At 65.9% G+C, this 22,185-nt stretch carries 21 protein-coding genes; 14 read left to right on the forward strand and 7 right to left on the reverse strand.

The features are described from left to right. Positions 1–10: 10 nt before the first annotated feature. The gene (locus CAF78_RS05760) at positions 11–607 is read left to right on the forward strand and encodes a MarC family protein (RefSeq protein ID WP_085676817.1); all 597 of its coding nucleotides are present in this window, start codon (positions 11–13) and stop codon (positions 605–607) included. Here the strand turns inward: CAF78_RS05760 and CAF78_RS05765 are convergent. The 7 genes from CAF78_RS05765 to cobG all read right to left on the reverse strand — a co-directional run bounded on the left by CAF78_RS05765 (position 604) and on the right by cobG (position 7,076). Continuing rightward, on the reverse strand, positions 604–1,227 hold the full coding sequence (locus CAF78_RS05765; RefSeq protein ID WP_085676816.1) for a hypothetical protein: 624 nt from the start codon (positions 1,225–1,227) through the stop codon (positions 604–606). The two genes, CAF78_RS05760 and CAF78_RS05765, sit on opposite strands and share 4 nt — an antisense overlap. Continuing rightward, positions 1,214–1,855 carry a hypothetical protein gene (locus tag CAF78_RS05770; RefSeq protein ID WP_085676815.1) on the reverse strand — a complete coding sequence of 214 codons (642 nt, stop codon included), beginning with the start codon at positions 1,853–1,855 and terminating at the stop codon, positions 1,214–1,216. The genes CAF78_RS05765 and CAF78_RS05770 overlap by 14 nt, the downstream gene beginning before the upstream one ends. A 62-nt stretch (positions 1,856–1,917) precedes the next feature. After that, positions 1,918–2,532 carry a hypothetical protein gene (locus CAF78_RS05775; RefSeq protein WP_256573875.1) on the reverse strand — a complete coding sequence of 205 codons (615 nt, stop codon included), beginning with the start codon at positions 2,530–2,532 and terminating at the stop codon, positions 1,918–1,920. Between the two features lie 171 nt (positions 2,533–2,703). Beyond that, the gene (gene cobJ, locus CAF78_RS05780; protein WP_085676813.1) at positions 2,704–4,410 is read right to left on the reverse strand and encodes a precorrin-3B C(17)-methyltransferase; all 1,707 of its coding nucleotides are present in this window, start codon (positions 4,408–4,410) and stop codon (positions 2,704–2,706) included. Further along, positions 4,398–5,126: a precorrin-2 C(20)-methyltransferase gene (locus CAF78_RS05785; RefSeq protein WP_085676812.1), complete on the reverse strand. Its 729-nt coding sequence runs from the start codon at positions 5,124–5,126 to the stop codon at positions 4,398–4,400. Before CAF78_RS05785 ends, cobJ begins: the two co-directional genes overlap by 13 nt. After that, positions 5,126–5,752, reverse strand: coding sequence for a precorrin-8X methylmutase (locus tag CAF78_RS05790; protein ID WP_085676811.1), 627 nt, complete (start codon positions 5,750–5,752; stop codon positions 5,126–5,128). The genes CAF78_RS05785 and CAF78_RS05790 overlap by 1 nt, the downstream gene beginning before the upstream one ends. Then, positions 5,745–7,076: a precorrin-3B synthase gene (gene cobG / locus CAF78_RS05795; protein ID WP_085676810.1), complete on the reverse strand. Its 1,332-nt coding sequence runs from the start codon at positions 7,074–7,076 to the stop codon at positions 5,745–5,747. Before cobG ends, CAF78_RS05790 begins: the two co-directional genes overlap by 8 nt. Positions 7,077–7,320: 244 nt before the next feature. Between cobG and cbiE the strand changes: the two genes are divergently transcribed. The 13 genes from cbiE to urtD all read left to right on the forward strand — a co-directional run bounded on the left by cbiE (position 7,321) and on the right by urtD (position 22,119). Beyond that, on the forward strand, positions 7,321–8,532 hold the full coding sequence (cbiE, locus tag CAF78_RS05800) for a precorrin-6y C5,15-methyltransferase (decarboxylating) subunit CbiE (RefSeq protein WP_085676809.1): 1,212 nt from the start codon (positions 7,321–7,323) through the stop codon (positions 8,530–8,532). Further along, a complete protein-coding gene (locus tag CAF78_RS05805; RefSeq protein WP_085676808.1) occupies positions 8,525–9,619 on the forward strand; it encodes a cobalt-precorrin-5B (C(1))-methyltransferase in 1,095 nt (364 codons plus the stop codon). The genes cbiE and CAF78_RS05805 overlap by 8 nt, the downstream gene beginning before the upstream one ends. Beyond that, positions 9,616–10,350, forward strand: coding sequence for a cobalt-precorrin-6A reductase (locus tag CAF78_RS05810; RefSeq protein WP_085676807.1), 735 nt, complete (start codon positions 9,616–9,618; stop codon positions 10,348–10,350). The genes CAF78_RS05805 and CAF78_RS05810 overlap by 4 nt, the downstream gene beginning before the upstream one ends. 184 nt (positions 10,351–10,534) lie before the next feature. Then, positions 10,535–10,924, forward strand: a complete 390-nt coding sequence (locus CAF78_RS05815) for a DUF2946 domain-containing protein (protein WP_085676806.1) — start codon at positions 10,535–10,537, stop codon at positions 10,922–10,924. A gap of 45 nt (positions 10,925–10,969) precedes the next feature. Beyond that, positions 10,970–11,455: a copper chaperone PCu(A)C gene (locus tag CAF78_RS05820; RefSeq protein WP_085676805.1), complete on the forward strand. Its 486-nt coding sequence runs from the start codon at positions 10,970–10,972 to the stop codon at positions 11,453–11,455. Positions 11,456–11,480: 25 nt separating this feature from the next. Next, positions 11,481–11,918, forward strand: coding sequence for a DUF2946 domain-containing protein (locus CAF78_RS05825; RefSeq protein ID WP_085676804.1), 438 nt, complete (start codon positions 11,481–11,483; stop codon positions 11,916–11,918). A gap of 66 nt (positions 11,919–11,984) precedes the next feature. Then, a complete protein-coding gene (locus tag CAF78_RS05830) occupies positions 11,985–14,042 on the forward strand; it encodes a TonB-dependent copper receptor (RefSeq protein WP_085676803.1) in 2,058 nt (685 codons plus the stop codon). A 58-nt stretch (positions 14,043–14,100) separates the two neighbouring features. Continuing rightward, positions 14,101–15,468: a PepSY domain-containing protein gene (locus CAF78_RS05835; RefSeq protein ID WP_085676802.1), complete on the forward strand. Its 1,368-nt coding sequence runs from the start codon at positions 14,101–14,103 to the stop codon at positions 15,466–15,468. 230 nt (positions 15,469–15,698) lie between these two features. Beyond that, entirely contained in the window at positions 15,699–17,105 is a 1,407-nt protein-coding gene (gene cycA / locus CAF78_RS05840) for a D-serine/D-alanine/glycine transporter (protein ID WP_085676801.1), read from the forward strand. Positions 17,106–17,292: 187 nt separating this feature from the next. Further along, a complete protein-coding gene (gene urtA, locus CAF78_RS05845) occupies positions 17,293–18,558 on the forward strand; it encodes an urea ABC transporter substrate-binding protein (RefSeq protein ID WP_085676800.1) in 1,266 nt (421 codons plus the stop codon). Between the two features lie 140 nt (positions 18,559–18,698). Next, positions 18,699–20,186, forward strand: coding sequence for an urea ABC transporter permease subunit UrtB (gene urtB / locus CAF78_RS05850; protein WP_085676799.1), 1,488 nt, complete (start codon positions 18,699–18,701; stop codon positions 20,184–20,186). After that, a complete protein-coding gene (urtC, locus tag CAF78_RS05855) occupies positions 20,186–21,265 on the forward strand; it encodes an urea ABC transporter permease subunit UrtC (protein ID WP_085676798.1) in 1,080 nt (359 codons plus the stop codon). The genes urtB and urtC overlap by 1 nt, the downstream gene beginning before the upstream one ends. Beyond that, on the forward strand, positions 21,262–22,119 hold the full coding sequence (urtD, locus tag CAF78_RS05860; RefSeq protein ID WP_177408501.1) for an urea ABC transporter ATP-binding protein UrtD: 858 nt from the start codon (positions 21,262–21,264) through the stop codon (positions 22,117–22,119). The genes urtC and urtD overlap by 4 nt, the downstream gene beginning before the upstream one ends. Positions 22,120–22,185 lie beyond the last annotated feature (66 nt).

Consider the following 22,185-nt stretch of genomic DNA (forward strand, 5'->3'; position numbering starts at 1 on the left):
GGATCATCCCATGCTCCATGAGTTGTTCAGTGTCTACCTGAAGATGCTGGTGCTCTATAGCCCGTTCTTCGTGCTTTCGTGCTTCATCAGCCTGACCCGCGGCCACTCCAGCAAGGAGCGCAAGCAACTGGCCTGGAAGGTCGCCTTCGCCGCACTGGTGGCCAGCGTGCTGCTCTATCTGTTCGGCCGGGTGATCTTCGGCATTTTCGGCATCACCGCCGACGCCTTCCGCATCGGGGCCGGCAGCGTGCTGTTCATTTCGGCGCTGGGCATGGCCCAGGGCAAGCCGGCGGTGCAGGCCGACAACGTGCAGCAGGATGTAACCATCGTGCCGCTGACCATTCCGCTCACCGTGGGCCCCGGCACCATCGGTGCATTGCTGGTGATGGGCGTGGGCCAACCACACTGGGACGACAAGTTGCTGGCCATCGTCAGCATCGCGCTGGCCAGCTTCACCGTAGGCCTGGTGCTTTACCTTTCCCATGGGATCGAGCGGATTCTTGGAGACCAAGGCTTGCAGATCGTCAGCCGCTTGATGGGGCTGTTCGTCTGCGCCCTGGCGGCGCAGATCATCTTTACCGGGATCAAAGGCTACCTGGTGCTCTAGACATCCATCTCGTGGATTTCCTTGAGGGCAATGTTCACCAGCGCGCGCTCGACCGCACTGCGCCGCTCCTGGTCGAACATCCGGGTGTTGAAGTGCACAAGCTCGGCGGTAACCCGCATGTCGCGCCGCTCGCGGAACAGGAAACCGGCCGTGAACCCAGCGCTGTCGCCCGCCTCGTGATACAGGACGATGTCCACGTAATTGCGGCTTACCGGGGCGCATGACATCAGCTGAAACTGTGCCCGCTCCCGGCTCCGTTTTTCGAAATGCAGCAATGGCGGGCCATTCTTTTTCAGCGCGTTCATGGCCAGGCCCATGTGCGTGGAGTGGGCCTCCCCTGCGACAGCGTCGATCTTGCTCAGCACCTGCTCGACCACGGCTACCCGCTGGGGTGAGGGCCAGTGCACCTGTTCTGCCGTCTTGGCATCCCAGCCCAGGTACTTCAACCGGTTCAGGTAATAGTTGTACTGCGCCTGGGCAGGTGCATCCGCGAGGTCCCTCAAGGTCGCGGTCTCGGCCCACAACGCGGCAAGCTTCACCGCCTCGCGCTGCGCCTTGCTGGTGCCCGGGATGAACGATACCAGGCTGGCGCCCACCACTGTCGCTTCATGCATGTCCATGGTCAGCCTCCGCTATCAGCGGGCCCAGGTTCCTGATGTGCCTGGCCTTATCCTTTTTCTCAAGCAAGGCATGCAGATGCTGCCGAACGTCCTGCGTCACTGAATCACCCAGCACCACGACACTCTCACGCAGGTCCACCCCGTCGGCTTGCTCACTGTCGACAGCCAGCCCGCACAGCGTCATCGACGCGTCGGGAAGCAGCACGCCCAACTCGAGAACGAGCGCGCAGGCTTTCTCGTTTTCGGCAACGGTGAAGGGCCTCAAGTGTTGCTGGACCTGGTCCTGCGACAGCTTGGCAATGGCCGCCTGCAGGTAACCGCAGAGCCTGGGGTGACGGGCCTGCAGTTTCTCTTTGAGCAGTAGAGTCGGGGTCAGCTGGGCCCCTTCGGCCAGGCGCTGGTAATCACTGCCGCTGCGGGTGAAGACCCAGCCACGCGCCTCCATGACGCTGCGGTATCCGCTATACCAGCGGGCGTAGTGTGAAAAACGTGAACCGTTGAGTTTGTCGGCGCGCAGTTGGGCGAACAGCAACGAGTCCAGCACATACTGCTGGCCTGGCAATGCCGTGTCGGCGACCAATAATGCCGTGCCGCCAACAAGCCACAAGGAATAGGTTTCCTTGGTCATCGGAATACCTCGATTACGAATACCGAAATAGAAAAACGGGACCCTGAGGTCCCATTCCCGTGTCAAATCTCGAATTCACTGGCTGCCTTGACGGCCTTTGCGATGAGCTTGCCTTCGATAGACGCGCGCACCTCATCGGTGTAGACGATGGGGTTGAAGCTCAGCACGGCCGAGCCGCTGTAACGGTCTTTACTGGCGCTCTTCCATTCGAACACGGTGGTTTCCAGGTCGTTTTCCCCTGGCGTAGCGCTGAAGGCGTTCACCAGCATGAACACTTCGCCCTCGGGCGTTTCGATGCAGGCGCCCAGGCCGGTGGTCGAAACAGGGTGACCCTTGATGTTCTGCTTGTAGATATCCTGGGCCTCGGCGATGTTGCCCAGTGCTTCCATGCCGTTGCCGATCAGCTGCGACAGGGCCTCACCAATCGGGCCCCCGAGCAAAGCCTTGCCTGCAGCACTGGCGATCTTGAAGGCGACCGGGCCCAGGGTCAGCGATCGGCTCTGGTCGTAGTCACGCTCGTAGGAGCGCTTGCCCACCACCCAACCGCAGGTGCGCATGACGTCCAGAAACTGGTTGAACCAGGCCTCGGACTCGCCATCGCGATCATGCTGCTTCGATGCCACGCGGGAGGCGAACTGGAAGGTGGTCTTGGCATCGCGCCGGGCTTGGGCGGACATGCCCGCACTCATTGCCAGAAGGGATTGTTCGACAACGGCGATGCTATCGCCTGTGATGGTTTGATCGGTCATCTGCAAAGCTCCAGGAAGGCCCCGACGGGTAATGTCGAGGGGCCTTCACCCTAGGCTGCAGACGACCGGATAGCAGGCATGAACCGGTTCCCCGGTGCTTCAACCGGCAGTGGGGTACCATCGCGGCGTGTACACCCACTGCGAGCCGTCGGCCCTAGGGAACTGGCATGTCGTGGAAGAGCCCAGCAAGACCATGGTGCGCATGTCGACCATGTCCGGTACCAGCTCGGCCAGGGAGACGACCTTGAGCGTCTGCCCGGGCCTACCGATATCACGGCCAAGGACTACAGGGGTATCCGCGCCGCGGTGCTGGCGCACGATTTCCAGGGCACGCCCCAACTGCCACGGGCGCGACCGGGAAATCGGGTTGTAGAACGCCAGCACCAGGTCGGCCTGGGCCGCCAGGTCCAGGCGTTGCTCGATGACCGACCAAGGCTTGAGGTTGTCCGATAGCGACATCACGCAGAAGTCATGCCCCAACGGCGCACCGGCTTGCGCGGCGGTGGCCAGCGAAGCCGACACCCCCGGCAGGATCTCAAGGTCGACGCGGTGCCAGGCGGGGTCGCTGGACTGATGCAGGGCTTCGAGCACCGCCGCTGCCATGGCGAATACACCCGGGTCGCCCGACGACACCACCACCACCGAACGCCCCTGGGCCGCCAGTTCGAAGGCATGCCGGGCACGCTGCATCTCTTCACGATTATCGGTGCAGTGCTGCACCTGATCGTCACGGAACGGCCCGGCCATGCGCACGTAGGTCTCGTAGCCGAGAATGTCCTCGGCACGCGCCAGCTCCGCCTTCACGGCAGGCACCATCAGCTCGGCGGCACCAGGGCCCAAGCCAATTACCGCCAGGCGACCGCGCTTGCGGCCCAGCCGTGCAGCATCGACCGGCACCAGGGCCTGCGCGATCACCAGGCCCGACTGCTCGATCAGTCGAGCCTCAGGCAAGGCCTCTGCCGCCATGTCGGTCAAGGTGCCGTTCATGGCCGCGAAGCGCAGCACGGCGCCCAGTTCAGTGGCGGCCTCCTGCAAGGATGGCTCGGCCATCGCCTGCTCGGCGACCAACAGGCATGCCAACGAGGGCTCGGCAATGCCGGCCTCACGCAAGGCACCACGCACCTTCTCGGCCAGACCAGGCCCACCTGCAGCGAGCGCCACCACCACCGAACGCGGGTGGATCAGCAGCTCGTCACGGCTGGCCACACGGGCGTCACAGCCGACATGAATGGTACGACGGGCGTTATCGCTGGCCGGCAGTTGCCCCTGCGCAAGCCAGGGTGCATCACCCTCGACACGCACGCTTTCGCCGGCCAGCAGGTCGGAGACAAAGCGCTTGCCTTGCTCAAGGTCTGCCAGGGCATAGCCCTCGGGCGGGTTGAGCAGGCAAGTGCCGAAACGCAGTTCACCACTGGTGGTGATCGCCGCCGACACACCCAGCGCCTCGCCGAGCTCGCGAGCCATGACGTTGACCCCGCTCAGGCCACCCAACAGCGGCACCACCGCGCTACCGTCCTCGGCCACGGCCAGTACCGGCGGTTCCGCACCTTTCTCATCGAGCAGGCTGGCCAGGCTACGGATGACGATGCCGGCGGCGCACAGCGCGATGATCGGGGTGTTCTGCTGGTACAGCACGCGCAGGGTGTAGCCAAACCCGTCGTAATACTGATCGGCGCCCTCGACCCGTCCACGCAGGCCGTGGATGGTCGCCTGTGGATAACGCTGCTGGATACGCTGCGCCGTTGCCAGGCTGCCGCCACCAAGGATGACGATGGCCGGCGCCTGTTGCCTGTTCAGCCCTGCCATTTTTCACCCGGCACGATGATCAGCGAGAAGTACGGCGAGGACTGCGGGTCGACCGCGTCCAGCGCCACGATTTTCTGGTTGGCCATGGTCGCCCGCTCGACATACAGCGCGCGCCCGTCCAGGCCCAGCTCGCCGAGCACCTGACGCACCTTGGGGAAGTTGCGGCCAAGCTTCATGATCACCGCCGCATCGGCGTCTGCCAGCCGGCGCTTGAGCTCTTCGGCGGGCAGCACGCCCGACAGTACCGACAGGCTCTGGTTGCGATACACCAGCGGCGCGCCCAGTACCGAGGCCCCCCCGAGCATCGAACACACGCCCGGGACCACTTCGGCCTCATGCTGCCGGGCGAGGCGGTCGTGCAGGTACATGTACGAGCCGTAGAAGAACGGGTCACCCTCGCATATCACGGCCACATCGCGGCCGGCATCCAGGTGCTCGGCCACCTGTACGGCCGCTTCATCGTAGAAATCGCTGATCACCTGCTCGTAGGACAGCGGCGCAGGCAGGGCCTCGGTGGTCACCGGGTACACCAGCGGCAACAAGGTCTGCTCGGCTTGCAGGTGCGCCTCGATGATGCCGAAGGCGTTGCCGCGCTTGCCCTTGGCCACGAAATACGCCACCACTGGCGCTTCGCGCAGCAGGCGCAGGGCCTTGACGGTGATAAGTTCAGGGTCGCCGGGGCCTACGCCCAGGCCCAGCAGTCGTCCGCGCGCCATCACTCCACCTCCGTGGCCAGGGCGTTGACTGCGGCCGCGGCCATCGCGCTGCCGCCCAGGCGGCCTTGCATGATCACGAACGGCACACCGCGGCTGTCGGCGGCCAGCATCGCCTTGGACTCGGCAGCGCCGACGAAGCCGACCGGGAAGCCGAGGATCAGCGCAGGTTTGGGTGCACCGGCATCGATCATCTCCAGCAGGTAGAACAGCGCGGTCGGGGCATTGCCGATCACCACCACGCTGCCTTCCAGGTGCGGGCGCCACAGCTCCAGGGCCACGGCGGAGCGGGTGTTGCCGGCCTCCTTGGCCAGGCCTGGCACGCTCGGGTCACGCAGGGTGCAGATCACCGGGTTGTTGGCGGGCAGGCGGGCGCGGGTAATGCCTTCGGCCACCATGTGCGCATCGCAGAGGATCGGCGCGCCATTGGCCAAGGCTTCGCGACCGGCGCGGCCGGCACCTTCGGAGAACTGCAGGCCGTCGATGGCCTCGACCATGCCGCAGGCATGGATCACGCGCACGGCGAGCTTTTCCAGGTCTGCGGGAATCCGCTCGAGCCGGGCTTCCTCGCGGATGATCCGGAAGGAATTGCGATAGATCTCCTGACCATCGCGGATGTAGTCAATCATCAAGGTGCTCCGTCGGCAGGGCGAGCATGGCGCCTGCTTCGTTCAAGGTAAGGTCGGTGGCGCGCAGGGCACCCAGGCCCGGCAGGTGCGCGTCACGCAGATACAGGTCATAGCGGCCCGCTGAACGGGCCAGCAAGGTAGCCGGGGCGACATGGGCCACGGCACAGGAACGCGGGCAGCCGGACAGGTGCACGCTGCCGGGCGGGCCACTGCCCAGCCGTGCCGCCAGCTCGACGGCATCGGCCTTGGTATCGGCCTGGCCCCTGGCGCAGCCACTGCTACCGGTGCAGGCGATCATCCGCGCCAAGGGCGCATCGGCCTGGCAGAGCAGGCCCAGCGCCGATAGCTCGGCTCGGGCCTGTTCGAGGCCGGCAGCAGCGATATTGGTCAACATCAGGCTTTGCCACGGGCTCAGGCGCAGGCTGCCATCACCCCAATGGCGGGCCACCGCAGCAGCCCCGCGCAACATGGCGGGTGACAACCGGCCCAGCGGCGGTGCGACGCCCAGCGCCATGCCCCGCTGCTGTGTCACAGCACCCAGCCATGGGCTTTGGCTGATTTCGCGCCGCCACTCAAGCACGGCCGCATCGCGGCGCACCTGCAGGCCGAGGCCGTTGATGAAGACATCGACCGGGCAGCCTTCGAGCAGCTGGCGCAGGCGCGACTGTTCAGGGCTGGCCAGGTCAAGGAAGCGATCAAGCACCGCGCGCACCAGCGCCAGCGCCTGCTCCAGCGGCACCGCGCCCAGTACCTGGCCGTCAGCCGGGCAACTGGCCAGGCCGAATGCCAGCCAGTCACGCTGCTCCAGGCGCAGTGCCGAAAGCCACAGGTCGTGGGGGTGTTCGAGCATTGCCACGCCTTCACCGCCGTCCAGTTGCAGGGCGAACTTGGCCGACAGTTCATGAAAGCGCGAGGTGCCTTGCAGCAGGTCGAGGATCTGCCCGGCCAGGGGGCGCACGTCCAGTAACATCTGCGGGTCATGCCCGGCCAAGGGGCTGAGCATCAGGTTGCGCACATCGTCACTGGCGGCGTCGCGCGGGCCGAGGCCCGCTGCCAACAGGCTTTCGACCAGCCCGGCATGATCGCTGCCGATGCCACGGATCTGCAGGTTGCCGCGGTTGGTGGCCTCGATCACCCCACCGGCATAGCGCTCGGCCGCTGCCGCCACCGCGTCAGCCTGGTCGGCCAGCAGCAGGCCGCCGGGCAACTTGATCCGGCAGATGCCGCCGTCACGGGCGCTGACGATGCGCCACAACCCCGGGCAGGCCGAGGGACGAGGTGTTACAGCGGGCGTGTTGGCTGGCGTCAAAGGGGTGTCCGGCAATCGCTGAAAATGCGCTTGAGTGTAGAAGGCGCGGTATTATGCCTGCTTTGTCCGGCGGCATGAAAAGCCGGTGGTCGAGCATCAACAGCGATCGAGCATAAATTCAGCACCGCGTCGCCTTCTTCGCGGGCAAGCCCGCTCCCACAGGTGCTGCACAGGCTTCAAGGACTGTGGCAATCCTGTGGGAGCGGGCTTGCCCGCGAAGGGGTGCGAAGCAGCCCCAAAAAACGGCGGAACGAATCACATGACCCCCTGGCTGACAGTAGTAGGCATCGGCGAAGACGGCTTCAGCGGCCTGGGCAAGCAAGCCCGGCGCGCCCTGCTGGGCGCCTCTCGGATCGTCGGCAGCCCGCGCCAGCTGGCCCTGCTGCCGCGCTGCATCGGCGCACAGCGGCAAGACTGGCCGAGCCCGTTCTCCCTCGCCCCGGTGCTGGCCCTGCGCGGTGAGCCGGTGTGCGTGCTGGCCAGCGGTGACCCGATGTTTTACGGCGTCGGCGCCAGCCTGGCGCGGCAGGTACCGGCCGCAGAAATGCAGGTGCTGTCGATGCCCTCTTCCTGCGCCCTGGCTGCCGCCCGCCTGGGCTGGCCGCTGCAGGACGTGCAGGTGGTATCGGTAGTCGCACGCCCCCTGGCGGCGCTCAATGCCCACCTGTACAGCGGCCAGCGCCTGCTGGTGCTGAGCAACGATGGCGATAGCCCTGCGGCCATCGCTGCACTGCTGCGCGAGCGCGGTTTCGGGCCCAGCCGCCTGCACGTACTGGAGCACCTCGGCGGTGCGGCCGAGCGACATCAGCGCGGAACCGCCGATGACTGGCCCCACAACGAAACCGCCGCCCTCAACCTGGTCGCCATCGAATGCCTGGCCAGTCCGGATGCCCCGCGCCTGTCACGCGTGCCCGGGCTGGCGGACAGTGCCTTCCGCCATGACGGCCAGCTGACCAAGCGCGACGTGCGCGCCATTACCCTGGCCCGCCTGGCGCCGCAGCCCGGCGAGTTGCTCTGGGACGTCGGCGCCGGATGCGGCTCGATCGGCATCGAATGGATGCGCGCCCACCCGGCCTGCCGCACCCTGGCCATCGAAGCCGACGAAAGCCGCCAGGGTTTCATCGAATACAACCGCGATGCCCTCGGCGTGCCGGGCCTTCAGCTGGTTCGCGGCAAGGCACCCGACGCGTTGGCCGAACTGGAACGCCCGGACGCCATTTTCATTGGCGGCGGCGTCACCCGCGAAGGCGTGCTGCCCCTGTGCTGGGAACGCTTGCGCCCCGGCGGGCGGCTGGTGGCCAATGCGGTGACCTTGCAGAGCGAGCTGGCCTTGGCGCTTTTCCGTGAACAGCACGGCGGCGAGCTGACCCGTATTCATGTCGCCCAAGCCCAGCCATTGGGCGCCTTCGACACCTGGCGCCAGGCGTTGCCGATCACCTTGCTCGACGTGGTGAAACCCCTCGATGCGTGAAGAAACCCACGAGCAGCCCGCGCCCCTGCGCAGCGGCCTGACCACCGGCAGCTGCGCCACCGCCACCAGCCTCGCGGCTGCCCGGCTGCTGCTGACCGGCCAGTGCGACGATGCAGTGAGCATCACCCTGCCCAAGGGCAAGGCGGTGCAAATGCGCCTGGAGTTCTGCCGCCTGGTCGGCGAGCGCGCCGAAGCGGGCACGCTCAAGGATGCCGGCGACGACCCGGACGTCACCCACGGTGCCCTGCTCTACAGCCAGATCCGCTTGCAGGTACAACCTGGCATACGCTTCGTCGCCGGCCAGGGTGTCGGTACCGTCACCCGGCCCGGGCTGGTGCTGGCAGTGGGTGAGCCGGCCATCAATCCCGTGCCACGACGGATGATCAGCGAACATTTGCAGCAGCTGGCCGACGACTGCAGCTATCCAGGCGGCTTCGAGGTCACGGTCAATGTGCAAGGGGGTGAGGAACTGGCGCTGAAGACCATGAACCCGCGCCTGGGCATCCTCGGCGGGTTGTCGATCCTCGGCACCAGCGGCATCGTCCGGCCCTTCTCTTGCTCGGCCTATATCGCCTCGATCCACCAGGGCATCGACGTCGCCCACACCAACGGCTACACCCACATTGCCGCCTGCACCGGCAACGCCAGCGAAGACACCATGCGCCGGGTCTACAACCTGCCCGAGATCGCCCTGATCGAGATGGGCGATTTCGTCGGGGCAGTGCTCAAGCACGTGCGCAAAGTGCCAGTGCCACGCCTGACCCTGTGCGGTGGTTTCGGCAAGATCAGCAAGCTGGCTGCCGGGCACATGGACCTGCACAGCCGCCACTCGAGCATCGACCTGCCACAGCTGGCCGGCTGGGCAGCAGACATCGGCGCCAGTGACGAGCTGCAAGCGGCCATCATTGCCGCCAACACCAGCCAGCAAGCCCTGGCGCTGGCACATGCCGCCGGCATTGCCCTGGGCGACGCAGTGTGCGCTCATGCCCTGGCCTTTGCCCGCAGCGTGGTGCCGGCTCAGGTGCACGTCGAAGTGTTCGCCATCGACCGCCAGGGCGGCGTCGTCGGCCAGGCCGGTGTGCAATGAGCCGCCGCATCCTGCTGCTCGGCGGCGTCACCGAAGCGCTGGCCATCGCCCGCCAGCTCGGCCCCGAGCACGTCTACAGCCTGGCCGGCATCGGCCGTGTGCCGCAGGACCTGGCATGCCAGGTGCGGGTCGGTGGCTATGGCGGCGCACACGGCCTGGCCGCTTACCTGCGCGAAGCCGGCATCACCCTGCTGATCGACGCCACCCACCCCTACGCCGCGCAGATCAGCCGCAACGCTGCCAGCGCCGCACAGGCAGCTGGCATTCCTTGCTGGGCGCTGCGCCGCCCGGCCTGGCAGGCGCAGCCGGGGGACGACTGGCGCGAGGTGGAAGACTGGGCTGGGCTGATCGAAGCGCTCAAGCCGTTCCGGCGGCCGCTGTTCACCCTGGGGCGCGAGCCGCTGCAACATCTTGGGGAGATTCCGCCGGAGCAGTTCTGGACCTTGCGCGCGCTGGAGTCTTACCCTGGTAACTCACGATGCGAGATCATCGGAGCACGCGGACCATTTTGCGTCGACGGTGAACGCAGGCTTTTTGCAGAGCGGGGTATCGATGTGCTGATCAGCAAGAACAGCGGTAGCGTGGCAACCGAACCGAAGCTGGAAGTGGCGCGAGAGCTTGGGCTTCCGGTACTGGTTTTGAAACGTCCGGTTTTGCCTGACGTAGATCGTGAATTCGAAACTGCAAAAGCACTGGTCGCGACGCTTGAAGAAGGCGGCCGCCGAGCGTGAACGCAAAGTCGACGTGACCCGCACCGAAGGCGCCAAGCGGGCGGCGATCCGACTTGCCCGCGAACAAAAACCACACCGCACGAACTGAGCGCTGCAGCCCACCTGCGTCACTTCACCGCACCCCGTCATTTTTACCTATACTCCGCCTTACAATACCGCCCACGATTCCTGACCGGATCTCTCCATGCCCCCACGTCGGCACATTGCCTGGATAGCCTGCCTTGCAGTGCTGTTCAACCTGCTGGCCATGCCGCTGTCTTCTGCCGCGCCCAAGGGCCCGGCCGAGCAGCTGCTGTGGGGGGCTTTCTGTTCCAGCCTGGCCGGCAAGGCCAAGGCCGATGTCCAGGCCCTGGCCAAGATCGACCTGGGTACGCAAAGCGATCAGCACTCCAACATGCAGCACTGCTGGTGCTGTTCGGGTGCCGCACCGCTACTGGCCCTGCCGGGCTATCCGCCGCAGCTGCACAACCCGCCCACGCTGCTGGCCGGGCATGCCCCGCCGTTAATCGACTACCAGCCCACGCCGCGCCAGCTATGGCCTGCGCTCAATCCCCGTGCCTCTCCCCTGGTCTGAGTTCATCACGCTGTCTGCCTGAACCTGAACCGATGGAGACTCACCATGCTCAAGCAAGCCCTTGTACTGGCTGCCCTGCTGCTGCCCGGCGCCTACGCCAATGCCCATGAATACACCGTGGGCGACCTGCACATCGCCCACCCGTGGTCACTGCAACTGCCGCCCAACGCCCCCAACGTCGCCGCCTATTTCGTCGTGCACAACAACGGCAAGGCCGATGACCGCCTGCTCAGTGTCGACAGCCCGATCAGCGATGACGCGCAATTGCACGAGCATGCCATGAGCGCCAGCGGCGCCATGAAAATGCAGCAGGTGCAAAGCGTGGTGGTGCCCGCCGGCAAGGACCTGACCTTCGCCCCCAGCGCCTACCACGTGATGCTGATGCAGCCCAAGGACCGCAGCCTGCTGAGCGACGGCAAGCGCTTCCCGTTGACCCTGCACTTCGAGAAGGCCGGCGACATCACCGTCGACGTGGCCGTACAGAAGCAGGCGCCGGCGGACCAGCCACAGGCTCACGAACACGCGCACTGACACCCGCTGACAGGCGCTCGCCAACATGAGCCAGCCGCGCAACAGCCTCAGCCGTACCACCCGCCCTGAACGCAGGCGCGTCGGTGGCGGCTGGCTGAGCCTGTTCGCCATGTGGATGATTTTCATCGGACCGCTGGTTTCCCAGTCGATGCCGATGGACCACCACGCCGGCATGAGCATGCCGATGGACATGTCGATGTCCATGCCTGCGGCTCACGCCCATGGCAGCGATGCCCATCACGGCCACGGCAACGATGGCCAGCTGCATGTGATGTGGGAAAAGTGTGGCTACTGCAGCCTGCTGTTCAACTGCCCCGCCTTGCCACAAACCCTCAGCCCGCTGAGCGTCGCCAGCGCAGCTCCCCCCACCCTCATCCCGGCAGCCACGCACCAGGGCCATGCCCGGCAGGCCGTGTTCCCCGGTGCGCGCAGCCGCGCGCCGCCCCTTTCGATCAGCGTCTGACACCACCGTTATCGCCCGGAGCCAGGAGGCTTCGCGCACACTCATGACTGATCGACTGGAATCACTATGTCCGGCTGCACCCCTGTTTTAGCCCCGTCCCTGCGAGGGACATTCGCCGCGCTGTGCGGCTCGCTGCTCGCGCCCATGGCCCTGGCCGCCGACCCTGGCCATGAAGGCCCTGAGGCCGAGCTGAGCCCGACGGTGATCACTGCGCTGGCGCCAAGCTCGCCGCTGACCGTGGTCACCAACCCCAAGGACCCGCGCCAGCCGGTGCCGGCCAGCGATGGGGCCGACTACCTGAAGACCATCCCCGGCTTTTCGGCGATCCGCGCCGGCGGCACCAATGGCGACCCGGTGTTGCGCGGCATGTTCGGCTCACGCCTGAACATCCTCACCAACGGCGGCGTGATGCTCGGCGCCTGCCCCAACCGCATGGACGCCCCGACCTCCTACATCGCCCCGGAAACCTACGACCGCCTGACCGTGATCAAAGGCCCGCAAAGCGTGATCTGGGGGCCAGGCGGCTCGGCGGGCACCATCCTCTTCGAGCGTGAGCCGGAAAAGTTCGGCACCCTCGGCAGCCGGGTCAACGCCAGCGTGCTGGCCGGCTCCAACGGTCGCTTCGACAAGGTGCTCGATGCGGCCGCCGGCAACAGCCAGGGCTATGCACGCTTCGTCGGCAACCAGTCACACTCGGACGATTACGACGATGGCAACGGCGACACCGTGCCTTCGCGCTGGGAGAAATGGAATGGCGACGTGGCCCTGGGCTGGACGCCCGACCAGGACACGCTGCTCGAACTCACCGCTGGCAAGGGTGACGGCGAGGCACGTTATGCCGGCCGTGGCATGGACGGGGCGCAGTTCAAGCGCGAAAGCCTGGGCCTGCGCTTTGAAAAATCCAACCTCGGCGAAGTGCTCGACAAGGTCGAGGCGCAGGTCTACTACAACTACGCCGACCACGTGATGGACAACTACAGCCTGCGTACCCCCTCGGGCACCGGCATGATGGCAGGCCCCATGGCTGCCGCCGTCGACCGCCGCACCTTGGGTGCACGCATCAAGGCCACCTGGCGCTGGGCCGACGTGCAACTGATCAGCGGCATCGACGCGCAGACCAACGAGCACCGCGCACGCAGCGCCATGGGCATCGACACCTACAAGGACAAACCCTGGGAAAAGGATGCCGATTTCCACAACTACGGCGCATTCGGCGAACTGACCTGGTACGCCACCGCTGAAGATCGCCTGATCACCGGCGCCCGCCTGGACCGCGCCTCGGCCCGGGATTTTCGCGACGACAGCGCCACCAACGGCAACACCCGCGCCGACACGCTGCCCAGCGGTTTCATCCGCTACGAGCACGACCTGGCAGCGCTCCCCGCCACCACCTACATCGGCCTCGGCCATGCCCAGCGCTTCCCGGACTACTGGGAGCTGTTCTCCCCGGACCAGGGCCCGGCCGGTTCGGTCAATGCCTTCGACAGCATCAAGCCCGAGAAGACCACCCAGCTCGACTTCGGTATCCAGTACCGCGACGAGCGCCTGGAAGCCTGGGCCTCGGGCTACGTCGGCCAGATTCGTGACTACATCCTGTTCGACTACCGCTCCGGGATGATGGGCATGAGCGCCACCCAGGCACAGAACATCGATGCCCGCATCATGGGCGGCGAACTGGGCGCGGCCTACAAGCTCAGCGAACGCTGGAAGGCCGATGCCACCCTGGCCTACGCCTGGGGCAAGAACAGCAGCGATGGCAAGGCACTGCCGCAGATGCCGCCGCTGGAAAGCCGCCTGGGCCTGACCTACAGCCGCGACAGCTGGAGCGCCGGCGCCCTGTGGCGCTTGGTGGCGGCGCAGAACCGCATTGCCGAGAACCAGGGCAACGTGGTCGGCAAGGACTTCGACAAGAGCGCCGGTTTCGGCGTGTTCTCGCTCAACGGCGCCTACAAGGTGAACCACAACCTCAAGCTCAGCGCGGGGGTCGACAACCTGTTCGACAAGACCTACGCCGAGCACCTGAACCTGGCCGGGAATGCCGGGTTCGGCTACCCGGCCACAGATCCACAGCCGGTGAACGAGCCAGGCAGGACCTTCTGGACCAAGGTCGATTTCAGCTTCTGACAACAACAACGGGCGCGGCTTGGGCTGCGCCCATCAGCTGGTCAAACAGGAGGTTCCCATGAGCGGAACGCGCATCTCATTCTACAACCTGGCCTGGCGTTGGCACTTCTATGCGGGGCTGTTCGTGGCCCCGTTCATGATCCTGCTGGCGATCACCGGGATCATCTACCTGTTCAAGCCGCAACTCGACCCGCTGCTGTACCGTGACCTGATGGTGGTCGAGGCCGGCCACCATCGACAGAGCGCCGACACCCTGCTGGCCGAAGTGCGCCAGGCCTACCCGAAGGGCCATGTCGGCCAGTACCTGCCGCCGATCGACGCCGAGCGCAGCGCGCAGTTCGTGGTGCATGACGGCGGCCGCGAGCTGAATGTGTTCGTCGACCCGTACAGCGGCAAGGTCCTTGGCCAGCAGGACGGCAAGCAGAACCTGCAGGCCATCGCCCGCGCCCTGCACGGCGAACTGATGGTCGGCACGGTGGGTGACCGCCTGGTGGAGCTGGCCGCAGGCTGGGGCATCGTGCTGGTGGTGTCCGGCCTGTACCTGTGGTGGCCACGCGGGCGCAATGGCGCCGGTGTGTTGTGGCCGCGGCTGTCGGCACGCGGGCGGCTGTTCTGGCGCGACCTGCATGCGGTGACCGGGTTCTGGGGTTCTGCCCTGCTGTTGCTGATGCTGGTCAGCGGCATGACCTGGACCGGTATGTGGGGCAAGCAGTACGCCGATCTGTGGAACCGCTTCCCGGCGGCCATGTGGAATGACGTGCCCAAGTCGGACCAGGAAGCCCGCGAGCTGAACAGCGCGCACCGCCAGACCGTGCCGTGGGCGATGGAGAACACGCCGATGCCGCAGTCCGGTGCACATGCCGAGCATGCCGGGCATCACACCCTGGACAGCGCACCGGCTGCGCCCCAGGTGAGCCTGCAACAGGTGGAAGACATCGCCACTGCACGCCAGGTGCAACCGGGTTACAGCATCACCGCGCCGACCACTGCAGAAGGCGTATACACCATCGCCGTGTTTGCCGACGACCCGCGCAACGACGCCACCCTGCATGTCGACCAGTACACCGGCAAGGTACTGGCCGATGTGCGCTGGCAGGACTACAGCCCGGTGGCCCGCGCTACCGAACTGGGCGTGATGCTGCACGAGGGCAAGATGTTCGGGCCGTTGAACCAGCTCATCATTCTGCTGGTGTGCCTGATGATCCTGCTGGGCTCGGTCAGCGGCCTGGTGATGTGGTGGAAACGCCGGCCCGAGGGTGGCCTGGGCGTGCCGCCGCTGCGCCATGACCTGCCGCGCTGGAAGGCGGCGGTAGGGGTGATGCTGGTGCTGGGCGTGATGTTCCCGCTGGTGGGGGTGTCGATGGTGGTGATGTGGGTGGTCGATAGCCTGGTGGTGCGGCGGCGCCGGGTGCTGGCCAACGCCTGATACCCTGCACTGGCCTCTTCGCGGGCAAGCCCGCTCCCACAGAGATGGCACAGGCCTTGAATTCTGTGGAATACCTGTGGGAGCGGGCTTGCCCGCGAAAGGGCCGTCACAGGCGTAGTACTGCGACCCAAAAGTCGAGTCGATCTGTCGCGCCCCTATCTGGCACGAGCGTGTTAGCCTAACCGGCTACCTCTGACAAGAAGACCGACCTTCCAAGGGAATGCAGCTTGATGACGCAAATTTCTCCCAACGCGCCAGATGAGCAACATCTGCAGCGCAACCTGACCAACCGCCACATCCAGCTGATCGCCATCGGCGGCGCCATCGGCACCGGCCTGTTCATGGGCTCGGGCAAGACCATCAGCCTGGCGGGGCCATCGATCATCTTCGTCTACATGATCATCGGCTTCATGCTGTTCTTCGTCATGCGCGCCATGGGCGAACTGCTGCTGTCGAACCTCAACTACAAGTCGTTCATCGACTTCTCCGCCGACCTGCTCGGCCCCTGGGCCGGCTATTTCACCGGCTGGACCTACTGGTTCTGCTGGGTGGTCACTGGCATCGCCGACGTGGTCGCCATCGCCGCCTACACGCAGTTCTGGTTCCCCGACCTGCCGCAGTGGATACCGGCGCTGACCTGCGTGGGCCTGCTGCTGTCCCTGAACCTGGTGACCGTAAAAATGTTCGGGGAGATGGAGTTCTGGTTCGCCCTGATCAAGATCGTCGCCATCCTCGGCCTGGTCGCCACCGGCCTGTACATGGTCATTACCGGCTTCACCTCGCCAAGCGGGCGTACCGCGCAGCTGGCCAACCTGTGGAACGATGGCGGCATGTTCCCCAATGGCCTGATGGGCTTCTTCGCCGGCTTCCAGATCGCCGTGTTCGCCTTTGTCGGCATCGAGCTGGTGGGCACGACCGCTGCTGAAGCCAAGAATCCCGAGCGCACCCTGCCGCGGGCGATCAACTCGATCCCGGTGCGGATCATCGTGTTCTACGTGCTGGCACTGATCGCGATCATGGCGGTGACCCCATGGCGCGACGTGGTACCGGGCAAGAGCCCGTTCGTGGAACTGTTCGTGCTGGCCGGCCTGCCGGCGGCGGCGAGCATCATCAACTTCGTGGTGCTGACTTCGGCAGCCTCGTCGGCCAACAGTGGCGTGTTCTCCACCAGCCGCATGCTCTACGGCCTGTCCCAGGAAGGTGACGCACCACGGGCGTTCGAGAAGCTGTCGAGCCGATCGGTGCCGGCCAACGGCCTGTTCTTCTCCTGCGCCTGCCTGCTGCTGGGGGCGGTGCTGATCTACCTGGTGCCGAACGTGGTCGAGGCATTCACCCTGGTGACCACGGTGTCGGCGGTGCTGTTCATGTTCGTCTGGACGCTGATCCTGCTGTCGTACCTGAAGTACCGCAAGCACCGCGCCGCGCTGCACCAGGCGTCGCACTACAAGATGCCGGGCGGGCGCTTCATGTGCTACGTGTGCCTGGCGTTCTTTGCCTTCATCCTGGTGCTGCTGAGCCTTGAGGCGGATACCCGCTCGGCCTTGCTGGTAACGCCAGTCTGGTTCGTGCTGCTGGCACTGACCTATCAGGGCGTGCGTAGCCGTCGTCATCCCCGTTCGGCTGTGCGTAACGGCTGACGGCCCAGGGGGCTGCTCTGCAGCCCCAATCCTGTGCACGCAAATCCAACGAGCACCAAGCTGGACCTCGCAAACGCCCCAACACCTCGCACAACCCCTCTATTGCGCACCTTCCGCCGTTAGGCACACCCCTTGCAACGCCCCTCCCCGCTTGGCCAACACCATAAAAACTCAGCGGAGAGAGCACATGAAGCGACGCAGTCTGATCAAGGCCTTTACCCTTAGCGCATCGATTGCCGCAATGGGCCTGAGCTGGAGCATCCAGGCCGCCGAGACCATCAAGGTCGGCATCCTGCATTCGCTGTCGGGGACCATGGCGATTTCCGAGACGTCGCTCAAGGACATGGCGCTGATGACCATCGACGAGATCAACGCCAAGGGCGGTGTGAACGGCAAGCTGCTCGAGCCGGTGGTGGTCGACCCGGCCTCCAACTGGCCGCTGTTCGCCGAAAAGAGCCGCCAGCTGCTGACCCAGGACAAGATCGCGGTGGTGTTCGGCTGCTGGACCTCGGTATCGCGCAAATCGGTGCTGCCGGTGTTCGAGGAACTCAACGGCCTGCTGTTCTACCCGGTGCAGTATGAGGGTGAAGAGATGTCGCCGAACGTGTTCTACACCGGCGCCGCGCCCAACCAGCAGGCCATCCCGGCCGTGGAATACCTGATGAGCGAAGATGGCGGCAGCGCCAAGCGCTTCTTCCTGCTGGGCACCGACTACGTCTACCCGCGCACCACCAACAAGATCCTGCGCGCCTTCCTGCACAGCAAGGGTGTGGCCGACAAGGACATCGAAGAGGTCTACACCCCGTTCGGCCACGCCGATTACCAGACCATCGTCGCCAACATCAAGAAGTTCTCCGCCGGCGGCAAGACCGCCGTCATCTCCACCGTCAACGGCGACTCCAACGTGCCGTTCTACAAGGAACTGGCCAACCAGGGCCTGAAGGCCACCGACGTGCCGGTGGTGGCGTTCTCGGTAGGCGAAGAAGAACTGCGCGGCATCGACACCAAACCGCTGGTGGGCCACCTGGCGGCGTGGAACTACTTCGAGTCGGTGGATAACCCGGTCAACCAGAAGTTCGTTGCCGACTGGAAGGCCTACGCCAAGGCCAAGGGCCTGCCGGGTGCCGACAAGGCAGTGACGAACGACCCGATGGAAGCCACCTACGTCGGCATCCACATGTGGGCCCAGGCTGCCGAGAAGGCCAAGTCCACCGATGTCGACAAGGTCCGCGAAGCCTTGGCCGGGCAGACCTTCAAGGCACCGTCGGGCTTCACCCTGACCATGGACAAGACCAACCACCACCTGCACAAGCCGGTGATGATCGGCGAGATCCAGGATGACGGGCAGTTCAGCGTCGTCTGGGAAACCGAGCAGCCACTGCGGGCACAGCCGTGGAGCCCGTTCATTCCGGGCAATGACAAGCGCCCTGATTACGCGGTGAAAGGTAACTGAGTGCATTGGGGCCGCTTTGCGGCCCATTCGCGGGCAAGCCCCGCTCCCACAGGGACCGCGCAGGTTTCAGACCTTTCACCGTACCTGTGGGAGCGGGCTTGCCCGCGAAGAATCCACCACTGTATTCCAGGACTGCCCGAATGCTCAGAATCCTGCTCACCCTCCTGCTGCTCCTACCCCTGGCCAGCCAGGCCAGCGAGGGCGAATTCTTCCTCACCGCCAAGCCCGCCGAGCAGGCCCGCCTGCTCGAAAGCTGGGCGGCGCAACCCGATGCCGCGCGCCTGCCACTGCTGGACAACCTGCGCCAGGGCCGCATCGCCGCCGACGACTCGCGCAAGGTGCGCCTGAACAACCGCCTGCGTGGCCTGATCGACAACGCCCTGGCCAGCCACCAGTTGCTCAGCGACAACAGCACCACCCGCCTGGCCGCTGCCCAACAGCTGCAAAAGAGCGCGCAACCGGCACAGATGGCCTTCCTCGACCGGCGCTTCAGCAGCGAGCAGGACGCCGCCGTGCACGCCGCCCTCGGCCTGGCCCTGGCCAACCTGCAACTGGGCGCCAGCGAGCCGCCAGTGCGCCTGGCCGCCGTGCGCCTGCTCGGTGAAACCGGTGACCCGCTGGCCCGCACCCGCCTCGAAGCCTTGCTGCAACCAGGCGCCGAGAGCGACCCCGGCGTGCGCACCGCCGCCGAAACCAGCCTGGCCCAGGTCAAGCGCAAGCTGCTGGTCGGCGAGCTGCTCGGCCAGGCCTTCAGCGGCCTGTCGCTGGGCTCGATCCTGCTGCTGGCCGCGCTCGGCCTGGCGATCACCTTCGGCCTGCTCGGGGTGATCAACATGGCCCATGGCGAGATGCTCATGCTCGGCGCCTACAGCACCTACATGGTCCAGGTGCTGCTGCAGCGTTACGCCCCCAGCGCCATCGAGTTCTACCCGCTGATCGCCCTGCCGGTGGCCTTCATGGTCAGCGCCGGGGTCGGCATGGCCCTGGAACGCACGGTGATCCGCCACCTCTACGGGCGCCCGCTGGAAACCCTGCTGGCGACCTGGGGCATCAGCCTGATCCTGATCCAGGCCATCCGCCTGCTGTTCGGCGCGCAGAACGTCGAGGTCAGCAACCCGTCCTGGCTGTCCGGCGGCATCCAGCTGCTGCCGAACCTGGTGCTGCCGTACAACCGCCTGGTGATCATCGGTTTCGCGTTGGCGGTGGTGCTGCTCACCTGGCTGCTGCTCAACCGCACGCGGCTGGGCCTGAACGTGCGCGCCGTCACGCAGAACCGCAACATGGCCGCCTGCTGCGGCGTCTCCACCGGGCGTGTCGACATGCTCGCCTTCGGCCTCGGCTCCGGCATCGCCGGCCTTGGCGGCGTGGCCCTGAGCCAGGTCGGCAACGTCGGCCCGGACCTGGGCCAGAGCTACATCATCGACTCGTTCCTGGTGGTGGTGCTCGGCGGTGTCGGGCAGCTGGCCGGCAGCCTCTGGGCAGCGTTCGGCCTTGGCATCGCCAACAAGCTGCTGGAACCGCAGATCGGGGCGGTACTCGGCAAGATCCTCATCCTTGCGTTGATCATTCTGTTCATCCAGAAGCGCCCGCAAGGCCTGTTCGCCCTCAAGGGACGGGTAATCGACTGATGAACCAGCCACTGCTTGTCACCGCTACGCAAAAGGCCGGGCCACGGCTGTCGCTGGCCATCGGCGCGGTCGTCGTCCTGCTGCTGGTGGCCCTGCCGCTGCTGTCGCTGCTGCCGGCCGATCACTCGCTGCAGGTTTCGGCCTACACCCTGACCCTGGTCGGCAAGATCCTCTGCTACGCCATCGTCGCCCTGGCGCTGGACCTGGTCTGGGGCTATGCCGGGTTGCTGTCGCTGGGCCACGGCCTGTTCTTCGCCCTCGGCGGCTACGCCATGGGCATGTACCTGATGCGCCAGGCAGCCGGTGACGGCCTGCCGGGGTTCATGACCTTCCTGTCGTGGAGCGAACTGCCCTGGTACTGGGCCGGTACCCAGCACTTCGCCTGGGCCCTGTGCCTGGTGGTGCTGGCGCCTGGGCTGCTGGCGCTGGTGTTCGGCTGGTTCGCCTTCCGCTCGCGGATCAAGGGCGTGTACTTCTCGATCATGACCCAGGCCCTGACCTTCGCCGGCATGCTGCTGTTCTTCCGTAACGAAACGGGCTTCGGCGGCAACAACGGTTTCACCAGCTTCCGCACCATCCTCGGCTTCGACATCGCCGCGCAGGGCACCCGCGCGGTGCTGTTCCTGCTCACCGTCGGCCTGCTGCTGGCCAGCCTGTACCTGTGCTGGCGCCTGACCCAGAGCAAGTTCGGCCGCCTGCTCACTGCCGTGCGCGACGCCGAAAACCGCCTGATGTTCTGCGGCTACGACCCACGCGGGTTCAAATTGCTGGTGTGGGTGCTCAGCGCCGTGCTGTGCGGCCTGGCCGGCGCGCTGTACGTGCCGCAGGTGGGCATCATCAACCCCAGCGAGATGTCGCCGACCAACTCCATCGAAGCCGCCGTGTGGGTGGCGCTGGGCGGGCGCGGCACGCTGATCGGCCCGCTGCTCGGTGCCGGCCTGGTCAATGGCATGAAGAGCTGGTTCACCGTGGCCTTCCCGGAGTTCTGGCTGTTCTTCCTTGGCGCGCTGTTCATCCTCGTCACCCTGTACCTGCCCAAGGGCGTGGTCGGCCTGTTGAAGAAAAGGAGCCAGTCATGAGAGGCGTGCCCCCGGTACACCCGGAGTTCATGCTCGAACCGGTGTTCGACACCCTCGGCGCCGGCCGCGACGCCATTGGCCTGGGCCAGAGCCGCAAGGCCGGCCTCGACACCCGCCATGGCACGGTGCTGAGCCTCGAGGACATCAGCGTCAGCTTCGATGGCTTCAAGGCCCTCAACGCGCTGAACCTGTACATCGGCGTCGGCGAACTGCGCTGCATCATCGGCCCCAACGGCGCCGGCAAGACCACGATGATGGACGTGATCACCGGCAAGACCCGCCCCGACACGGGCAGCGCCTTCTTCGGCGACACCCTCGACCTGACCCGCATGAGCGAATACCAGATCGCCCAGGCCGGCATCGGTCGCAAATTCCAGAAGCCCACGGTGTTCGAGGCGTTGACGGTGTTCGAGAACCTGGAGCTGGCGCTGAAGACCGACAAGTCGGTGTGGGCCAGCCTGGCCGCGCGCCTGGGCGGCGAACAGCGCCAGCGCATCGAGGACGTGCTGACCACCTTGCGCCTGCTGCCCCTGGCCCAGCGCCAGGCCGGCCTGCTGTCGCACGGGCAGAAGCAGTTCCTTGAGATCGGCATGCTGCTGGTGCAGGAGCCACAACTGTTGTTGCTCGACGAACCGGTGGCGGGCATGACCGATGCCGAGACCGAGTTCACTGCCGAGCTGTTCAAGGGTCTGGCTGGCAAGCACTCGCTGATGGTGGTGGAGCATGACATGGGTTTCGTCGGCAGCATTGCCGACCATGTGACCGTGCTGCACCAGGGCAGCGTGCTGGCGGAAGGTTCGCTGGAACAGGTGCAGGCGGATGAGCGGGTGGTCGAGGTTTACCTGGGCCGCTAGACAAGCAAACCTGCACCGGCCTTTTCGCGGGCAAGCCCGCTCCCACAGGTACGGTGCAGGGCTTCA

The organism is Pseudomonas sp. R28(2017) (assembly GCF_002112505.1).
GTDB lineage: Bacteria > Pseudomonadota > Gammaproteobacteria > Pseudomonadales > Pseudomonadaceae > Aquipseudomonas.

Bases quoted from the DNA above. Each gene is read 5' to 3' on its own strand.
- CAF78_RS05810 (WP_085676807.1), top strand. From the start codon at position 9,616: ATGAGCCGCCGCATCCTGCTGCTCGGCGGCGTCACCGAAGCGCTGGCC.
- CAF78_RS05830 (WP_085676803.1), top strand. From the start codon at position 11,985: ATGTCCGGCTGCACCCCTGTTTTAGCCCCGTCCCTGCGAGGGACATTC.
- CAF78_RS05775 (WP_256573875.1), bottom strand. From the start codon at position 2,532: ATGTCCGCCCAAGCCCGGCGCGATGCCAAGACCACCTTCCAGTTCGCC.
- CAF78_RS05825 (WP_085676804.1), top strand. From the start codon at position 11,481: ATGAGCCAGCCGCGCAACAGCCTCAGCCGTACCACCCGCCCTGAACGC.
- cbiE (WP_085676809.1), top strand. From the start codon at position 7,321: ATGACCCCCTGGCTGACAGTAGTAGGCATCGGCGAAGACGGCTTCAGC.
- CAF78_RS05820 (WP_085676805.1), top strand. From the start codon at position 10,970: ATGCTCAAGCAAGCCCTTGTACTGGCTGCCCTGCTGCTGCCCGGCGCC.
- CAF78_RS05815 (WP_085676806.1), top strand. From the start codon at position 10,535: ATGCCCCCACGTCGGCACATTGCCTGGATAGCCTGCCTTGCAGTGCTG.
- CAF78_RS05760 (WP_085676817.1), top strand. From the start codon at position 11: ATGCTCCATGAGTTGTTCAGTGTCTACCTGAAGATGCTGGTGCTCTAT.
- CAF78_RS05805 (WP_085676808.1), top strand. From the start codon at position 8,525: ATGCGTGAAGAAACCCACGAGCAGCCCGCGCCCCTGCGCAGCGGCCTG.
- CAF78_RS05785 (WP_085676812.1), bottom strand. From the start codon at position 5,126: ATGGCGCGCGGACGACTGCTGGGCCTGGGCGTAGGCCCCGGCGACCCT.
- urtD (WP_177408501.1), top strand. From the start codon at position 21,262: ATGAGAGGCGTGCCCCCGGTACACCCGGAGTTCATGCTCGAACCGGTG.
- CAF78_RS05765 (WP_085676816.1), bottom strand. From the start codon at position 1,227: ATGGACATGCATGAAGCGACAGTGGTGGGCGCCAGCCTGGTATCGTTC.
- urtA (WP_085676800.1), top strand. From the start codon at position 17,293: ATGAAGCGACGCAGTCTGATCAAGGCCTTTACCCTTAGCGCATCGATT.
- cycA (WP_085676801.1), top strand. From the start codon at position 15,699: ATGACGCAAATTTCTCCCAACGCGCCAGATGAGCAACATCTGCAGCGC.
- cobJ (WP_085676813.1), bottom strand. From the start codon at position 4,410: ATGGCAGGGCTGAACAGGCAACAGGCGCCGGCCATCGTCATCCTTGGT.
- CAF78_RS05790 (WP_085676811.1), bottom strand. From the start codon at position 5,752: ATGATTGACTACATCCGCGATGGTCAGGAGATCTATCGCAATTCCTTC.
- urtC (WP_085676798.1), top strand. From the start codon at position 20,186: ATGAACCAGCCACTGCTTGTCACCGCTACGCAAAAGGCCGGGCCACGG.
- CAF78_RS05770 (WP_085676815.1), bottom strand. From the start codon at position 1,855: ATGACCAAGGAAACCTATTCCTTGTGGCTTGTTGGCGGCACGGCATTA.
- CAF78_RS05835 (WP_085676802.1), top strand. From the start codon at position 14,101: ATGAGCGGAACGCGCATCTCATTCTACAACCTGGCCTGGCGTTGGCAC.
- urtB (WP_085676799.1), top strand. From the start codon at position 18,699: ATGCTCAGAATCCTGCTCACCCTCCTGCTGCTCCTACCCCTGGCCAGC.